The following is a 16,468-nucleotide window of genomic DNA, read 5'->3' as shown; positions in this document are numbered from 1 at the left end:
GCTGACGGCTGCCGGCCGGGTGCGTGAACGCCTTTCAGGATGCCGTTTGCGATCCTGAAAATCCGCCATGCCCCTGACAGCCACCCCCGCGCCGCGTTACCATGCCGGGACATGCACTCACCGAAAGGTTCATTAATGCAGATTGCGCAGAACTCCGTTGTCGCGTTCCACTACACCCTGACCAACGACTCAGGTGAGGTGCTGGACAGTTCGGAAGGCCGCGAGCCGCTGACCTACCTCCATGGCGCCGGCAACATCATTCCGGGCCTCGAGAAGGAACTGGAAGGCCGCCAGGCGGGAGACTCCCTCAACGCCGTGGTATCACCGGCCGAAGGCTATGGCGAGAAGCAGGAGCAGCTGGTGCAGGAAGTGCCCCGCGATGCCTTCCAGGGCGTCGAGGGCATCGAGCCGGGCATGCAGTTCCAGGCCCAGACTCAGGGCGGCCCGCTGATGGTCACCGTGACCAAGGTCGAGGGTGACACCGTCACTGTCGACGGCAACCACCCGCTGGCCGGCCAGACCCTGAACTTCGCCGTCGAGATCGCCTCGGTGCGTGAGGCCAGCCAGGAAGAGATCGAGCACGGCCACGTGCACGGCGAGGGCGGTCACCAGCACTGAGCGGTGTCCGACAGCCGACGCGGCGCTCGCCGCACGTAACAGAGAGGGCAGCCTGGGGGCTGCCCCTTCTGTTTGCGCTAGCGACGGCGGCGAAAGCCTGGCGAGCAGGCACAAAAAAAGGGGAGGCAGCTGCCTCCCCCAAGTTCCAGTTTTACCGCAGTGCCATGATCAACCGATCCGGTATCAGCCGAACTGGTTCATGGTGTTGTCCTTGCCACCGGCCTTCAGTGCGGCCTCGCCGTGGAAGAACTCCTTGTGGTCGTCTCCGATGTTGGAGCCGGCCATGTCCTGGTGCTTGACGGTGGCGATACCCTGACGGATCTCGCGGCGCTGCACGCCCTCCACGTAGGCCAGCATGCCCTCGTCGCCGAAGTAGCCCTTGGCCAGGTTGTCGGTGGAGAGAGCCGCCGTGTGGTAGGTCGGCAGGGTGATCAGGTGGTGGAAGATGCCCGCCTCGCGAGAGGAGTCGCGCTGGAAGTTGCGGGTCCACTCGTCGGCCAGCTGGGCCAGCTCGGTGGCGTCGTACTCCGGGCTCATCATCTTGGCGCGGTCATAGGCGGAGACATCCTTGCCTTCCTTCTCCCAGGCGTCGAACACCTGCTGGCGGAAGTTGAGGGTCCAGTTGAAGGAGGGCGAGTTGTTGTAGACCAGCTTGGCGTCCGGCACCGCCTGGCGGATGCGGTTGACCATGCCGGCGATCTGGCCGACGTGGGGCTTCTCGGTCTCGATCCAGATCAGGTCGGCGCCGTTCTGCAGGCTGGTGATGCAGTCCAGCACCACGCGGTCCTCGCCGGTGCCCGGCTTGAACTGGAAGAGGCCGGAAGCGAGACGCTTGAGCTTCTTCAGCTTGCCTTCGGACTTGATGACCACGTCGCCGTTGTCGATCTGGTCGGCGCTGTCGATGTAGTCGCCGTCGAGGAAGCTGTTGTACTGGTCGCCCAGGTCGCCCGGCTCGTTGGTCACGGCGATCTTCTGGGTCAGGCCGGCGCCCAGGGAGTCGGTGCGGGCGACGATGACGCCATCGTCAACGCCAAGCTCCAGGAAGGCGTAGCGCACGGCGTTGATCTTGGCCAGGAAGTCCTCGTGGGGCACGGTGACCTTGCCGTCCTGGTGGCCGCACTGCTTCTCGTCGGAGACCTGGTTCTCGATCTGGATGCAGCAGGCACCCGCCTCGATCATCTGCTTGGCCAGCAGGTAGGTGGCCTCGGCGTTGCCGAAACCGGCATCGATGTCGGCGATGATCGGCACCACGTGGGTCTCGTGGTTGTCGATCTGCTTCACCAGCTCGGCGGCCTTGGCGCTGTCGCCGGCCTGGTTGGCCTCTTCCAGAGCGCGGAACAGGTGGTTCAGTTCCCAGGCGTCGGCCTGGCGCAGGAAGGTGTAGAGCTCACCGATCAGGCCGGAGACGGCGGTCTTCTCGTGCATGGACTGGTCGGGCAGCGGGCCGAACTCGGAGCGCAGGGCGGCGACCATCCAGCCGGAGAGGTAGAGGTAGCGACGCTTGGTGGTGCCGAAGTGCTTCTTGATGGAGATCAGCTTCTGCTGGCCGATGAAGCCGTGCCAGCAGCCCAGGGACTGGGTGTACTGGGCGGTGTCGGCGTCGTAGGCCGCCATGTCTTCCCGCATGATCTTGGCGGTGTACTTGGCGATGTCCAGGCCAGTCTTGAAGCGGTTCTGGGCACGCATGCGGGCGGCGCTCTCGGGGCTGATGTCCGCCCACTTGCCTTGCATGGCTTCACGCAGCTGGGACAGTGCCTTGATATCGTCCTGGTATGACATGGTGTCATCCTCTCCTGGTCTGGTCGTTGGCTTGCCGGTGTCGCTTATGCTGCACCTGCGAAGTGGAGTCAGGTTCGTTCATCGCCGGCGGCTTGTCTCTGCGGCCTTGGTCGAACCCGGGCGAATTTGAAACGAATGTATGAAGGCGCTCGCAAGGCCGGTGTCAAACAGTCGTTTCGTCGTCCGCCATGGCAAGCACTATGGCCCATGGCCATGGGCTTCAACAATGGGCTCTTTGGGGAAGAAGGCGTTGTAACTCGACTACAAACAGGGCCGAAATGGCCCTGCCCGTGTAGTCAATTTTCGTTTGAAAGGTGGTTAGCCGGCTCAGGAACAGGCCAGCGGAAGGCGCATATTGCGGTGCAAGATACCGGCGTCGAGGAATTCGTCACCGAAGGGAATGAAGCCCAGCCGTGCGTAGAAGGCGAGGGCGTGGGTCTGGGCGGCGAGCTCCACGGCGGGGTGGCCGTCGCGGCGGGCGGCCTCGATGGCCGCCGCCATCAGCGCCGCGCCGATCCCTGAGCCGCGAGCTTCGGCAAGCACTGCGACCCGGCCGATATGGGCGTCGGGCAGCAGGCGGGCGGTGCCCACCGGGAGCCCCTCCAGCAGGGCGAGGAAGTGGCGACACGCGGGATCGCGGCCGTCCCACTCCTCCTCGAGGGGGACGCGCTGCTCCTCGATGAAGACCATCCGGCGGATCTCGGTGGCCTCGGCGCCCAGCGCCTCCCAGCTCCCCTCGCGAATCTCCAGCTTGGCATTTTGCATGTTATCCCTCCCCATGCTCGGGGCTGATCCAGCGGCAGGCCCCGGAGCGCCGGACCGTCGAGGAGGCGCTGTAAATACATCCCTGTAAGCTACTTTTGCCTTCCCTGGCAAAAGACCTCCTCTTTGGCCTGCCCCTGGCGCCCCTCGAGCCTATTCCCCTCACTCGTCATCCGCCCAGGCCAGGCTGCCGGCATCCAGCAGGGCGGTCATCAGCTCGGCGGCGCCGGGCAGGGCCAGCGCCTCGGCGTCCAGCGGGAGCTCGGAGGCCACCAGCTGCGCCAGCGCCAGGGGGCACTCGACGCCGTCGCCGTCGGCGAACAGGGTGGCACGCTCGTCGTCCAGGGCCCGCCAGGCGAAGCGCGAGCCGGGGCTGCGCACGAGCATCTCGCCTTCCTGTAGTGCCGCAACAAGCGCGGCGGGGTCGGTGGGGGTGTCGCTGGCCACCAGCTGGTCGACGTACTTGGGCTGGGTCATCACCCGGCCGAACCACTGGGCCAGCTGGGCCGGGTCGTCGAGGGTCTCGAGGATCAGGGCGCGCATGCGCGCGATGGCGGCATCGTCCAGCTCGGCCGGGTCCCCGAGCGGGGCCATGCCGGCGTCGGAGTAGCGCTTTGATGCCGGCAGCTGCTCGCCCAGGAAGTCGGCGAAAGAGGTGATCGCCTCGTCGGCGGAGGGCGCGCGGAAGCCCACCGAGAGGGTCAGGCAGTCGTCGGACTGGCTGACGCCGTGGTGGGCCCAGCCGGGGGGCAGGTAGAGCATGTCGCCGGGCTCAAGCACCCAGTCGTCGTCGTGCTCCACCTCGAAGCGCTCGAGGATGCGCAGATCGATGCCAGCGATGAGCGGGGCGTCGTCGGACACCTTGCCGCCCAATTGCCAGCGGCGCCGTCCCAGCCCCTGGAGCAGGAAGACGTCGTACTGGTCGACGTGAGGGCCGACGCTGCCGCCCGGGGGAGCGTAGCTGATCATGATGTCGTCGAGCCGCCAGCGGGGCAGGAAGTCGAAGGCCTCGAGCAGCTCGGCCACCTCGGGCACATAGTGATCCACGGCCTGCACCAGCAGGGTCCAGTCTCGCTCGGGCAGCCGGGCGAAGGTGCGCTCATCGAAGGGGCCGTGGCTCACCTGCCAGGGGCCGGCCTTGCCGTGCTCCTCCACCAGGCGGGCCTCGACGCCCTCCTCGCAGGCCAGGCCCGCCAGCTCGTCGGGGTCCAGCGGGCACTCGAAGTCGGGAAAGGCGCCGCGGATCAGCAGCGGCTTCTGCTGCCAGAAGTCGCCCAGGAACTCGGCGGCGGTCAGGCCGCCGAGCATGGCCAGCGGGGTGTCGGCAGAAGCGCTCACAGCCGGCGCGCCTGGGCCTCGGCGTTGCCGATGTAGGTCGCCGGGCTCAGCGCCTTGAGCTCGACTTTGACCTCGGCGGGCAGCGCCAGGGTGTCGATGAAGGCTTTGAGCCCGTCCTGGTCGATGCGCTTGCCGCGGGTCAGCTCCTTGAGCTTCTCGTAGGGCTTCTCGATGCCGTAGCGGCGCATCACCGTCTGGATCGGCTCGGCGAGCACCTCCCAGCTGGCGTCGAGGTCCTCGGCGATGCGCGCCGGGTTGGCCTCGAGCTTGCCGATGCCCTTGAGGGAGGCCTCATAGGCGATCAGGCCGTAGGCCAGGCCGACGCCCAGGTTGCGCAGCACCGTGGAGTCGGTGAGATCGCGCTGCCAGCGGGAGATCGGCAGCTTCTGGGCCAGGTGGCCGAGGATGGCGTTGGAAAGCCCCAGGTTGCCCTCGGAGTTCTCGAAGTCGATGGGATTGACCTTGTGGGGCATGGTCGAGGAGCCGATCTCGCCCTCGACGGTCTTCTGCTTGAAGTAGCCCAGCGAGATGTAGCCCCAGACGTCGCGATCGAAGTCGATCAGGATGGTGTTGAAGCGGCAGATGGCGTCGAACAGCTCGGCGATGTAGTCGTGGGGCTCGATCTGGGTGGTGTAGGGGTTGAAGGTCAGCCCCAGCCCCTCGACGAAGGTGCGGGCGTTGCCTTCCCAGTCCACCTCCGGGTAGGTGGCCAGGTGGGCGTTGTAGTTGCCCACCGCGCCGTTGATCTTGCCGAGGATCTCGACGCCTTCGATCAGCTTGAGCTGGCGGCGCAGGCGATAGGCGACGTTGGCCATCTCCTTGCCCAGGGTGGTGGGGCTCGCCGTCTGGCCGTGGGTGCGCGACAGCATCGGCAGCGCGGCATGCTCCTGGGCCAGCTTGGCGATCTCGTCGGCCACCCGCTGCATCACCGGCAGCAGGCTCTTGAGGCCGTCGGTGAGCATCACGCCGTGGGAGAGGTTGTTGATGTCCTCGCTGGTGCAGGCGAAGTGCACGAACTCGGTGATGGCGTGCAGCTCCGGCTGGCCGGCGATCTTCTCCTTGAGGAAGTACTCCACCGCCTTGACGTCATGGTTGGTGGTGCGCTCGATCTCCTTGATGCGCTCGGCGTCCTCCAGCGAGAAGTCGCGGATCAGCGCCTCCAGGAAAGCGGTGGCCTCCGCGGAGAGGGGCGGCACCTCGGTGACGCCGGCCAGTTCGGCGAGGCGCTGGAGCCAGCGAACCTCGACGATCACGCGGGCGCGGATCAGGCCGAACTCGCTGAAGTGTTCGCGCAGGCTTGAGGCCTTGCTGCCGTAGCGGCCGTCGACGGGGGAGAGGGCGGTAAGGGCGGACAGGGGAAGCGAAGAGTGCGACAGGGCTTGCATGGTTCGAGTTCCGGGTCGATGAGCGTTGGAGTGTCGGGCTGGGTAAGGGATCAGGAGAGCTGGTCCAGGGCCCTCTTCAGGGCGCCGCGCTGGAAGACCAGCTTCCAGCGTCGGCCACCCTGCTGGTGCCAGAGCAGTGCGAAGCGGATGCCGCCGAGCAGGCAGGCTCGCACCCGCTCGGGCATCATCCGGCTCTGCAGCAGCGAGGGGTCGCCCTGCACCACGATGCGGGTCTTGAGGGTAGAGAGCGTCTCCTGGTAAGCCTCGCCGAGGCTGGCGATGACGTTCTCGTGGGTCTCGCCGAAGTGCTCGGCCTGCCCCTGGATGCGCACCAGCCGGCTGCCCAGCTCGCCCAGCATGGCGTCGTTCTTGCGCACCTGGTTCATCAGCAGCAGCAGGGTGAAGCCGTAGCGCAGCACCACCGGGTTGGCCTGCTTGCGGCCCACCACGGCCTCGAGCACCTCGAGGCCGCGGCGCAGGTTGTTGGGATGGCCGCCGTAGATCGCCTCGAAGCTCTCGGGGTTGGTGTCGAGGGTGGCGCGGATCAGGGTGTCCCAGCTACGCGGGTCGACCTGGCCGGTGCGGGCCAGTTCGTCGACCAGGCTGGCCGACTGGAAGACCCCCGCCAGGGCCAGGGCCTGGCGGGTGACGGGGTCGTCGGGGATGCGGTGGATCGGGGTCGAGGCGGTCATGGGGCAGGCTCCTCGGCGTTCCAGGTGTCACGGATCACCCCACCGCCCAGGCAGATTTCGCCATCGTACAGCACCAGCGACTGGCCGGGGGTGACGGCCCGCTGGGGATCAATGAAGCGCACCTCGACGCCGCCGTCCGGCCGGGTGCGCATGCGGCAGGGCACGTCGCTCTGGCGATAGCGGGTCTTGGCGGTGAAGCGCCCCTCGGCGGCGGGCGCCTCGCCGGCCACCCAGTCCATGGCCTCGGTGGCCAGGCTGTCGGTGTAGAGCAGCGGGTGGTGCTTGCCCTGCACGGCGATCAGCACGTTGCGCTCGAGATCCTTGGCGGCCACGTACCAGGGGGCCTCCGGGTGATTGGCGAGCCCGCCGATGCCCAGGCCCTGGCGCTGACCCAGGGTGTAGTACATCAGCCCCATGTGCTCACCGATCGCCTCGCCCTCGGGGGTCTCGATCACCCCGGGCTGGGCCGGCAGGTACTGCTTGAGGAAGTCGCGGAAGCGCCGCTCGCCGATGAAGCAGATGCCGGTCGAATCCTTCTTCCTGGCGGTCACCAGATCGTGGCGCTCGGCGATGGCGCGCACCTCGGGTTTCTCCAGTTCGCCCACCGGGAAGAGGGTGCGGGCAATGGCGGCCTCGGGCACGGCGTGCAGGAAGTAGCTCTGGTCCTTGTTGGCGTCGAGCCCCTTGAGCAGCCGCGGCCGCAGCAGGCCGTCCGTCGGGCCGCGGCGCTCGCCCTGGCGAACATAGTGGCCGGTGGCGATCTTCTCGGCGCCGAGCATCTCGGCGTACTCCAGGAACACCTTGAACTTGATCTCGCGGTTGCAGAGGATGTCCGGGTTCGGCGTTCGGCCTGCCTGGTACTCGGCCAGAAAGTGCTCGAAGACGTTGTCCCAGTACTCGGCGGCGAAGTTGGCGGTGTGCAGCCGGATGCCGAGCCTGTCGCAGACGGCCTCGGCGTCCGCCAGGTCGGCCTTGGCGGTGCAGTATTCGGTGCCGTCGTCCTCGTCCCAGTTCTTCATGAACAGGCCTTCGACCTGATAGCCCTGCTCGAGCAGCAGCAGGGCAGAGACAGAGACGGAGGAGTCGACGCCGCCGGACATGCCGACGATCACCTTGCCTGGGGTGGCGGTCATGGGCGCCCTCGGAGTCGGTGTGACATAAATGGGGCAGGATTATACATGATCTGAGCGCCGGGCGCGGCTCACTCAGCGTTCGTGGATGACGTCCATGGGGTAGAAGCGCCCGGCCTGGGCGTCGCGGATGCGGCGCAGCACCAGCGGGCTTCTCAGGCGACCCTCGCGATCCAGGGTCTCGACCTCCTCCAGGGTCAGCCAGTGCACGGCCAGGATCGCCGGGTCCAGTTCGCTGCCCAGGTGGGCCAGCGCCATGCCGAAGAAGGCGTGGCTGTGGAAGGTCTTGCCATCCGGGGCCCGGTAGACGTACATCCCCAGGTAGTCGCTGATGCCGACTCGCCAGGCGGTCTCCTCGGCCACCTCGCGCAGGGCGGCGTCGAGGATCTGCTCATCCGGTTCCAGGTGGCCGGCGGGCTGGTTGAAGAGGGTGGCGGGGCCGCCGCGGTCCTCCTCCACCATCAGGAAGGCGCCGGCGCGCTCCACCACGCAGGCCACGGTCACGTAGGGCTGCCAGCGACTCATCGCCTGCCGCCTCGCGTGGCGGGCTTGCGACGCGGAGCAGGGCCCTGGCCCGGCCGGCCACGACGCGACGGGGTCGGGGCATGCAGGGTCTCGCGGCGCCACTCCCCGGGGGCCAGGCCGTCGAGGCGCCAGGGGCCGATGGCCACGCGCACCAGGCGCAGGGTGGGGTGGCCGACGTGGGCGGTCATCCGCCGGACCTGGCGGTTGCGTCCTTCGCTGATGGTGATCTCCAGCCAGGTGGTCACCGGATGGCGCCTGGGGTCCAGCGGCGGGTCGCGCTCGGGCAGGCCGCTCGCCTCCAGGCGACGCACCTTGGCCGGCTTCGTCATGCCGTCGCCGAGCGCGACGCCCTGGCGCAGCGCCTGCAGGGCGGCGTCATCGGGCTCGCCCTCCACCTGGACGCGGTAGGTCTTGGGCTGCTTGTGGCGCGGGTGGCTGATGCGGTGGATCAGCTCGCCGTCGTCACAGAGCAGCAGCAGCCCCTCGGAGTCGTGGTCGAGGCGCCCGGCCGGGTAGATGCCGGGCACGTCGATGACGTCGGCCAGCGTCGCGCGACGCTCGCCGTCCACGCCGGCCCGGTCGGTGAACTGGGACAGCATGCGGTAGGGCTTGTGCAACAGGTAGAGGGTGCTCATGGGGCAAGCTTACCGGCAAGCGGGGCAGGATGGCAGGGGGAGGGGCGTCAGCCTTATTGCTCATGCGCCGGCTCGGGCGGACTGATATAATGCGCCCGCTCGCCGGGAGCGCCCTCGTCGTTCAGGGATCTGCCGAGACTCCGCCACCGGGTCGATGCCAAGCGCATCCCCGCACGATCACAACAGTGGGCGGAGCACGCCGGTCCCCCGTTGCAGACATCGTGAGCGCGCGCTACCGATCCAGTTTCATGCCACCGCAGTGACCAGAGAGATCAACGCCAACATGTCCAAAACGCCGAAGATTATCTATACGCTGACCGACGAAGCGCCGGCCCTGGCCACCTTTTCCCTGCTGCCGATCATCGATGCCTATACCGACTCCGCGGGCGTCATCGTGGAGACCCGCGATATCTCCCTGGCCGGCCGCATTCTCTCCCAGTTTCCCGAATACCTGACCGAGGCCCAGCAGATCGGCGACCACCTGGCCGAGCTGGGCGAACTGGCCAAGACCCCCGAAGCGAACATCATCAAGCTGCCCAATATCAGCGCCTCGGTGCCCCAGCTCAAGGCGGCCATCCGCGAGCTGCAGGCCCAGGGCTACAAGCTTCCCGACTATCCCGATGAGCCCACCACCCAGGTGGAGCGTGACATCAAGGCGCGCTACGACCGCACCAAGGGCAGCGCGGTGAACCCGGTGCTGCGCGAGGGCAACAGCGACCGCCGCGCGCCCAAGTCCGTGAAGAACTATGCCCGCAAGTACCCCCATCGCATGGGCGAGTGGAGCGCCGACTCCCAGTCCCACGTGGCCTGCATGAGCGAGGGTGACTTCTACGGCAGCGAGAAGTCCGCCACCCTGGCCGCCGAGGGTTCAGTGAAGATCGAGCTGGTCGGCCAGGACGGCACCGCCACCGTGCTCAAGGAGACGACCCCGGTGCTGGCTGGCGAAGTGATCGACGGCTCGGTGATGAGCCACAAGGCGCTCTCCGCCTTCATCAAGGAGCAGGTCGCCGACGCGAAGGAGAAGGACGTGCTCTTCTCCCTGCACCTCAAGGCCACCATGATGAAGGTCTCCGACCCGATCATGTTCGGCATCGTGGTGGAGGAGTTCTATCGTGACGTGCTGGAGAAGCACGCCGACGCCCTGGCCAAGGTCGGCTTCGACGCCACCAACGGCATTGGCGACCTCTACGCCACCATCGAGCAGCTCCCCGCCGACCAGCAGGAGGCGATCAAGTCCGACATCGAGGCGCTCTACGCCGAGCGTCCGCGTCTGGCCATGGTCAACTCCCACAAGGGCATCACCAACCTGCATGTGCCCAGCGACGTGATCATCGACGCCTCCATGCCGGCCATGATCCGCGACTCCGGCAAGATGTGGGGCGCCGATGACGCCCTCCACGACGCCAAGGCGGTGATCCCGGATCGCTGCTACGCGACCATCTACCAGGCGGTGATCGAGGACTGCAAGGCCAACGGCGCCTTCGATCCGACCACCATGGGCAGCGTGCCCAATGTCGGCCTGATGGCCCAGAAGGCCGAGGAGTACGGCTCCCACGACAAGACCTTCCAGATCCCGGCGGATGGCACCGTGCGCGTCACCAACGACGCCGGCGAGGTGCTCTTCGAGCACGCCGTGGAGAAGGGCGACATCTGGCGCATGTGCCAGACCAAGGACGCGCCGATCAAGGACTGGGTCAAGCTCGCCGTGACCCGCGCCCGCGACAGCGAGACCCCGGCGGTGTTCTGGCTCGACGCCGAGCGCGCCCACGATGCCTCGCTGATCAAGAAGGTCGAGGCCTACCTCGCCGAGCACGACACCAGCGGCCTGGACATCCGCATCATGTCTCCGGTGGAGGCCATGAAGTTCTCCCTGGAGCGCATCCGTCGCGGCGAGGACACCATCTCCGTCACCGGCAACGTGCTGCGCGACTACCTCACCGACCTCTTCCCGATCATGGAGCTGGGCACCAGCGCCAAGATGCTCTCCATCGTCCCGCTGATGAACGGTGGCGGCCTGTTCGAGACCGGCGCCGGCGGCTCTGCGCCCAAGCACGTCCAGCAGTTCCTCGAGGAGAACCACCTGCGCTGGGACTCCCTCGGCGAGTTCCTGGCCCTGGCCGCCTCCCTGGAGCACCTGGGCAAGACCTTCGACAACCGCCGCGCGCTGGTGCTGGCGAAGGCGCTTGACGAGGCCAACGGCCAGTTCCTGGACAGCAACAAGTCGCCCTCGCGCAAGGTCGGCGAGCTGGACAACCGCGGCAGCCACTTCTACCTGGCGATGTACTGGGCCGAGGCCCTGGCGGCGCAGGACGAGGACGCCGAGCTCAAGGCGCTGTTCACCAGGCTGGCCGAGGAGTTCAAGGCCAAGGAGGAGGTGATCATCGAGGAGCTCAATTCGGTGCAGGGTCAGGCCATGGACATCAAGGGCTACTATCACCCTGACCGTGAGCTGACCGACGCGGCCATGCGCCCGAGCGCGACGCTCAACGCCGCCCTGGCCCTGGTTTCCAAGAGCTGAGCTGCCAAGGACTGAGCTGCCAAGGGCTGAGCTGCCAAGGGCTGAGCGCTCTCTCGGCGCCGTTGATGCCGAGAGGTCGGTAGCGCTGTCAGCCGCGAGTGCATCGGCCCCTGCCTGGATGACGGGCGGGGGCCGTTGCGTTGAGGCCTGGCGCTGCGTTGAAGAGCAGGATGAACCCCGCCGGCCGGGCGACGTCAAAACGTCCTGATCCGCCCGCTAGCCGGCCCGTGAAACGAGTAGTCTCCCGCTATGTGGCAACGACAGATATGGTGCGGCATGACCCGCCCTCCGGGGACCGACGAGGAGGGCGACCTGGCGGTGCAGAGCGCCGAGCCTGCGCTGGCGCGCCCGCCGATGTACAAGGTGGTATTGCACAACGACGACTTCACCCCCATGGAGTTCGTGGTGGAGGTGCTGCAAACCTTCTTTCATATGGACAGCGAGACAGCGGTGCAGGTGATGCTGACGGTGCATACGCAGGGCAAGGCGACCTGCGGCATCTTCACTCGCGATATCGCGGAAACCAAAAGCCATCAGGTCAATCAATACGCTAGAGAGTGTCAACATCCGCTGCTCTCGGACATCGAGGCGGCGGACTGACTCCCCCCGGACATGGTCGCGACGGGTGGTCACCGCCTGCCGTTGGCAGCAAGGCTTGCAACGGCGGCGTTTGTGCCCGATGTTGATGATGCCGGATGACGAAAGATCCGACGCAATGCCCTGGGCGGCAAGAAGGGGACTGCCATGCTGAGCAAAGAACTTGAACTGACCCTGAACACGGCGTTCACCGTGGCGCGCTCCAAGCGGCACGAGTTCATGACCGTGGAGCACCTGCTGCTGGCGCTGCTGGACAACGCCTCGGCGGCCGATGTGCTGCGTGCCTGCGGGGCCAACCTCGACAAGCTGCGCTCCGACCTGCAGGACTTCATCAACTCCACCACGCCGCTGATTCCCGAGGATCAGTCAGACCGCGAGACCCAGCCGACCCTGGGCTTCCAGCGCGTGCTGCAGCGGGCGGTCTTCCACGTGCAGTCCTCCGGCAAGAGCGAGGTCACCGGGGCCAATGTACTGGTGGCGATCTTCTCCGAGCAGGAGAGCCAGGCGGTCTACTTCCTGAAGCAGCAGAACGTTGCGCGTGTCGATGCCGTCAACTACATCGCCCACGGCATCTCCAAGGTGGCCGGGTACGGCCAGAGCCCCTCGTCGGCCCCCTCGGATTCCGAGGAGAGCGAGGAGGGGGGGAACGAGCACGGGGGCAACCCGCTCACCGGCTATGCCACCAACCTCAACGAGCAGGCCCGCATGGGCAAGATCGACCCGCTGATCGGCCGCGAGCAGGAGCTCGAGCGGGTGGTGCAGATCCTCGCCCGGCGGCGCAAGAACAACCCGCTGCTGGTGGGCGAGGCCGGCGTGGGCAAGACCGCCATCGCCGAGGGTCTGGCCAAGCGCATCGTCGAGGAGGACGTCCCCGAGGTGATCAGCGATGCCGTGGTCTACTCGCTGGACATGGGCGCCCTGCTCGCCGGCACCAAGTACCGCGGCGACTTCGAGAAGCGCCTCAAGGGGCTCCTGGCGGAGCTGCGCAAGCAGCCCAACGCTATCCTCTTCATCGACGAGATCCACACTGTGATCGGCGCCGGTGCCGCCTCGGGCGGGGTGATGGACGCGTCCAACCTGCTCAAGCCGCTGCTCTCTTCAGGCGAGCTGCGCTGCATCGGCTCCACCACCTTCCAGGAGTACCGCGGGATCTTCGAGAAGGATCGCGCCCTGGCCCGCCGCTTCCAGAAGGTCGACGTGCCGGCCCCCTCGGTGGAGGACACCATTCGTATCCTCAAGGGGCTGCGTTCACGCTTCGAGGAGCATCACCGGCTCAAGTACACCGATGCGGCCCTCGAGAGCGCCGCGAGGCTGGCGGACCGCTACATCAGCGATCGCCACCTGCCGGACAAGGCCATCGACGTGATCGACGAGGCCGGCGCCCACCAGCGCCTGCTGCCGCCCGAGGTGCGCATCGACACCATCGATACCGCCCAGGTCGAGGCGGTGGTCGCCTCCATCGCGCGGATTCCGCCGAAGAGCGTCTCCAGCTCCGACCGCAAGCTGCTCGAGAACCTCGATCGCGACCTCAAGATGCTGGTCTTCGGCCAGGACGAGGCGATCGACAGCCTCTCTGCCGCGATCAAGCTCTCCCGGGCCGGGCTCAAGGCGCCGGACAAGCCGGTGGGCAGCTTCCTGTTCGCCGGCCCCACCGGGGTGGGCAAGACCGAGGTGGCCCGCCAGCTGTCGAAGATCATGGGGATCGAGCTGGTGCGCTTCGACATGTCCGAGTACATGGAGCGTCACACGGTGTCGCGGCTGATCGGTGCCCCGCCGGGCTACGTGGGCTACGACCAGGGCGGCCTGCTGACCGAGGCGATCACCAAGCATCCGCACTGCGTGCTGCTGCTCGACGAGATCGAGAAGGCGCATCCCGAGGTCTTCAACCTGCTGCTGCAGGTGATGGACCACGGTCGTCTGACCGACAACAACGGCCGCGAGGCGGACTTCCGCCACGTGATCCTGATCATGACCTCCAACGCCGGGGTCGAGCAGGCCACGCGGCGCTCCATCGGCTTCCAGCATCAGGACCACTCCACCGATGCCATGGAGGTGATTCGCAAGACCTTCTCACCGGAGTTCCGCAACCGCCTGGACGGCATCATCCAGTTCCACGCCCTGCCCGCCTCGGTGGTGCGCAGCGTGGTGGACAAGTTCCTGGTGGAGCTGCAAGCGCAGCTCGACGAGAAGCGGGTGCAGCTGGATGTGGACCTGGCGGCCCGGGACTGGCTGGCCGAGAAGGGCTACGACCCGGACATGGGCGCTCGCCCCATGGCGAGGCTGATCCAGGAGAAGCTCAAGAAGCCGCTGGCGGAGATGATCCTGTTCGGCGAGCTCTCGGAGCACGGCGGCGTGGTGCACGTCACCGTGGAGGAGGGCGAACTCCATCTCTCCACCGAAGCGGAGCTGGCCGACGCGCCCTGACGGCCGACACCCGCACACGACGCAGCGCCCTGTCGATCGACGGGGCGTTGTCCTGTGCGGCTGGCGTCGGGCTTGGGGAGGCTCGACCGCGGCTCAGCGGGAGCGGTAGACGATGCGACCCTTGGTCAGGTCGTAGGGAGTCAGCTCCACCTTGACCTTGTCGCCGGTCAGGATGCGGATGTAGTTCTTGCGCATCTTGCCGGAGATGTGCGCGGTGACCACGTGGCCGTTTTCCAGCTCGACGCGGAAGGTGGTGTTGGGGAGGGTGTCGACGATGACGCCTTCCATTTCGATATGGTCTTCACGTGCCATATAGGCGGTTCCTCGCTGATGGATATGACGCTCGGCAGGGCGCTGCCGCCCTGAAAGAATAGCGCGATATTGTGCCGCATGCCGGCCGACATGGCAAAGCATCGCACTCGGCGGCGGGAGGTCAGGCGGGAATCAGGCGCCGCCAGTGGCGGCCCTCGAGCATCTCCAGAGGCTGGAACGCCTGCTTGTAGGCCATCTTGCGGCACTCGCGTATCCAGTAGCCCAGATAGACATGGGGCAGGCCGCGGCGACGCGCCTGTTCCACCAGGGTGAGCACCGCGAAGGTGCCCAGGGAGCGCCGCTCCAGTGCGGGGTCGGGGTCGAAGAAGGTGTAGATGGCCGACAGGCCGTGCTCGAGCTGGTCGAAGGCCGCGACGGCCACCAGCCGGCCCGCGAGGCGGAACTCCAGCAGCCGCGCATACTCCTGATCCAGGGTCAGGAAGGTGCGGTACTGCTCGTGGCTCGGCGGGTACATGTCGCCGTCGGCGTGCCGGGTGCGGATATAGTGGGCATAGAGGCCGTAGTGTTCCGGGTCGAAGATCGCCGGGCGCAGGTGCAGGGTCAGGTCGGCATTGCGCCGGACCAGCCGGCGCTGGCTGCGGTTCGGGGCAAACTCCGCCACCGGCAGGCGCACCGAGATGCAGGCGCTGCAGCCTTCGCAGTGGGGGCGGTAGAGATGGCGGCCGCTGCGCCGGAAGCCGAGCAGTGCCAGGGAGTCGTAGACGCCCTGCCCGGGCGACTCCTGGGGGTCGAGGAACAGGGTCGTCGCCTCGCGCCCGGCCAGATAGCTGCAGGCATGGGGCACGGTCAGAAAGAAGCGTAGATCCCGGACGGGCTGGCGGGGGGCGTTGCTGCTCACGACGGCTCTCTCCGGCTCCTGGTGGCGTTCAATGGCGGGCCCCCGGGGGGCTCGCCGATGGCTTCGAAGGACCAGCAGGCCGGGGGGAAGGATAGGGCGTCGGGCTCCACATCCTGGGGCTTGCCCAGCCACTTCTCAAGATAGCCGATGAACTCGGCGCGGGCGATATCCCGGGCGCCGAGGCTTGCCAGGTGGGCGGTGTGCATCTGGCAGTCGATCAGCCGCCCGCCGCCCGACGACATGGCCCGGGCCAGGTGCACCAGGGCCACCTTGGAGGCGTCCGCCACCCGGGTGAACATCGACTCGCCGAAGAAGGCCGGTCCCAGCGCGACGCCGTAGAGGCCGCCCACCAGGCGCTCCCGTTGCCAGACCTCGACGGAGTGCGCCGCCCCCAGGGCGTGAAGCCGGGCGTAGGCCGCACGCATCTCGTCGGTGATCCAGGTGCCTGGCTGCCCGGCACGCGGCGCGGCGCAGGCGGTCATCACGGCGTCGAAGGCGCGGTTGGCGGTGATCGTGAAGCCGGCGTGGCGCAGCCGCTTGGCGAGGCTGCGACGCACCCTGAGCTCCTCCGGGAAGAGCACCATGCGCGGGTCCGGGCTCCACCAAAGGATCGGCTGATCGTCCCCGTACCAGGGAAAGATCCCGCGCCGGTAGGCGGCCAGCAGCCAGCCGGGATCGAGGGCGCCGCCGGCGGCCAGCAGACCGTCGGGGTCGCGCAGGGCCGCCGTGACGGGCGGGAAGCGGATCGGGCGCTCGAGCAGCCAGGGCACCATCGGCGGGCATCCAGCAGTAGGGGAGGCCAGTGTGCCGCCCGCGGCGCCTCGGCTCAAGGCGTTCGGGCCACTGTGATGGGCGGGCCTGGCTCGGTATGATTGGCGCCAATCAACTGGAAGA

At 67.4% G+C, this 16,468-nt stretch carries 15 protein-coding genes; 4 read left to right on the top strand and 11 right to left on the bottom strand.

Annotated elements, in window-relative coordinates:
* The first annotated feature begins 135 nt into the window (after positions 1-135).
* Positions 136-618 carry an FKBP-type peptidyl-prolyl cis-trans isomerase gene (locus B6N23_RS04960; RefSeq protein ID WP_110068238.1) on the top strand — a complete coding sequence of 161 codons (483 nt, stop codon included), beginning with the start codon at positions 136-138 and terminating at the stop codon, positions 616-618.
* Between the two features lie 183 nt (positions 619-801).
* Here B6N23_RS04960 and B6N23_RS04955 read toward each other — a convergent pair whose 3' ends face one another.
* The 8 genes from B6N23_RS04955 to B6N23_RS04920 all read right to left on the bottom strand — a co-directional run bounded on the left by B6N23_RS04955 (position 802) and on the right by B6N23_RS04920 (position 8,864).
* The gene (locus B6N23_RS04955; protein ID WP_305502445.1) at positions 802-2,397 is read right to left on the bottom strand and encodes an isocitrate lyase; all 1,596 of its coding nucleotides are present in this window, start codon (positions 2,395-2,397) and stop codon (positions 802-804) included.
* A 327-nt stretch (positions 2,398-2,724) separates the two neighbouring features.
* Positions 2,725-3,162 carry a GNAT family N-acetyltransferase gene (locus B6N23_RS04950; protein WP_305502443.1) on the bottom strand — a complete coding sequence of 146 codons (438 nt, stop codon included), beginning with the start codon at positions 3,160-3,162 and terminating at the stop codon, positions 2,725-2,727.
* A gap of 159 nt (positions 3,163-3,321) precedes the next feature.
* Positions 3,322-4,467, bottom strand: a complete 1,146-nt coding sequence (locus tag B6N23_RS04945; protein WP_305503696.1) for a cupin domain-containing protein — start codon at positions 4,465-4,467, stop codon at positions 3,322-3,324.
* A gap of 26 nt (positions 4,468-4,493) precedes the next feature.
* On the bottom strand, positions 4,494-5,882 hold the full coding sequence (purB, locus tag B6N23_RS04940; protein ID WP_169957815.1) for an adenylosuccinate lyase: 1,389 nt from the start codon (positions 5,880-5,882) through the stop codon (positions 4,494-4,496).
* 50 nt (positions 5,883-5,932) lie between these two features.
* On the bottom strand, positions 5,933-6,574 hold the full coding sequence (gene hflD, locus B6N23_RS04935; RefSeq protein ID WP_305502439.1) for a high frequency lysogenization protein HflD: 642 nt from the start codon (positions 6,572-6,574) through the stop codon (positions 5,933-5,935).
* A complete protein-coding gene (mnmA, locus tag B6N23_RS04930) occupies positions 6,571-7,707 on the bottom strand; it encodes a tRNA 2-thiouridine(34) synthase MnmA (RefSeq protein ID WP_305502437.1) in 1,137 nt (378 codons plus the stop codon). The genes hflD and mnmA overlap by 4 nt, the downstream gene beginning before the upstream one ends.
* A gap of 72 nt (positions 7,708-7,779) precedes the next feature.
* Positions 7,780-8,229, bottom strand: a complete 450-nt coding sequence (locus B6N23_RS04925; RefSeq protein WP_169957817.1) for an NUDIX domain-containing protein — start codon at positions 8,227-8,229, stop codon at positions 7,780-7,782.
* Positions 8,226-8,864 carry a pseudouridine synthase gene (locus B6N23_RS04920; RefSeq protein WP_305502434.1) on the bottom strand — a complete coding sequence of 213 codons (639 nt, stop codon included), beginning with the start codon at positions 8,862-8,864 and terminating at the stop codon, positions 8,226-8,228. The genes B6N23_RS04925 and B6N23_RS04920 overlap by 4 nt, the downstream gene beginning before the upstream one ends.
* 283 nt (positions 8,865-9,147) lie before the next feature.
* On the opposite strand from B6N23_RS04920, the gene B6N23_RS04915 reads away from it, so the two are divergent.
* The 3 genes from B6N23_RS04915 to clpA all read left to right on the top strand — a co-directional run bounded on the left by B6N23_RS04915 (position 9,148) and on the right by clpA (position 14,403).
* Positions 9,148-11,382, top strand: a complete 2,235-nt coding sequence (locus tag B6N23_RS04915; protein ID WP_169957819.1) for an NADP-dependent isocitrate dehydrogenase — start codon at positions 9,148-9,150, stop codon at positions 11,380-11,382.
* Between the two features lie 276 nt (positions 11,383-11,658).
* The gene (clpS, locus tag B6N23_RS04910) at positions 11,659-11,982 is read left to right on the top strand and encodes an ATP-dependent Clp protease adapter ClpS (RefSeq protein ID WP_119020725.1); all 324 of its coding nucleotides are present in this window, start codon (positions 11,659-11,661) and stop codon (positions 11,980-11,982) included.
* A gap of 144 nt (positions 11,983-12,126) precedes the next feature.
* Positions 12,127-14,403 carry an ATP-dependent Clp protease ATP-binding subunit ClpA gene (clpA, locus tag B6N23_RS04905; RefSeq protein ID WP_305502431.1) on the top strand — a complete coding sequence of 759 codons (2,277 nt, stop codon included), beginning with the start codon at positions 12,127-12,129 and terminating at the stop codon, positions 14,401-14,403.
* A 93-nt stretch (positions 14,404-14,496) separates the two neighbouring features.
* On the opposite strand, the gene infA is transcribed toward clpA, so the two are convergent.
* From infA to aat, 3 genes are all read right to left on the bottom strand, one after another.
* Positions 14,497-14,715 carry a translation initiation factor IF-1 gene (infA, locus tag B6N23_RS04900; protein WP_027961652.1) on the bottom strand — a complete coding sequence of 73 codons (219 nt, stop codon included), beginning with the start codon at positions 14,713-14,715 and terminating at the stop codon, positions 14,497-14,499.
* A gap of 121 nt (positions 14,716-14,836) precedes the next feature.
* A complete protein-coding gene (locus B6N23_RS04895) occupies positions 14,837-15,574 on the bottom strand; it encodes an arginyltransferase (RefSeq protein WP_169957822.1) in 738 nt (245 codons plus the stop codon).
* Positions 15,571-16,347, bottom strand: coding sequence for a leucyl/phenylalanyl-tRNA--protein transferase (aat, locus tag B6N23_RS04890; RefSeq protein ID WP_305502424.1), 777 nt, complete (start codon positions 16,345-16,347; stop codon positions 15,571-15,573). Before aat ends, B6N23_RS04895 begins: the two co-directional genes overlap by 4 nt.
* Between the last annotated feature and the right edge of the window lie 121 nt (positions 16,348-16,468).

The organism is Halomonas alkalicola, from assembly GCF_030704205.1.
Lineage (GTDB): Bacteria > Pseudomonadota > Gammaproteobacteria > Pseudomonadales > Halomonadaceae > Halomonas > Halomonas alkalicola.
Note: the sequence above shows the minus strand (reverse complement) of the source record. Positions and strands in the feature narration are given on the sequence as shown.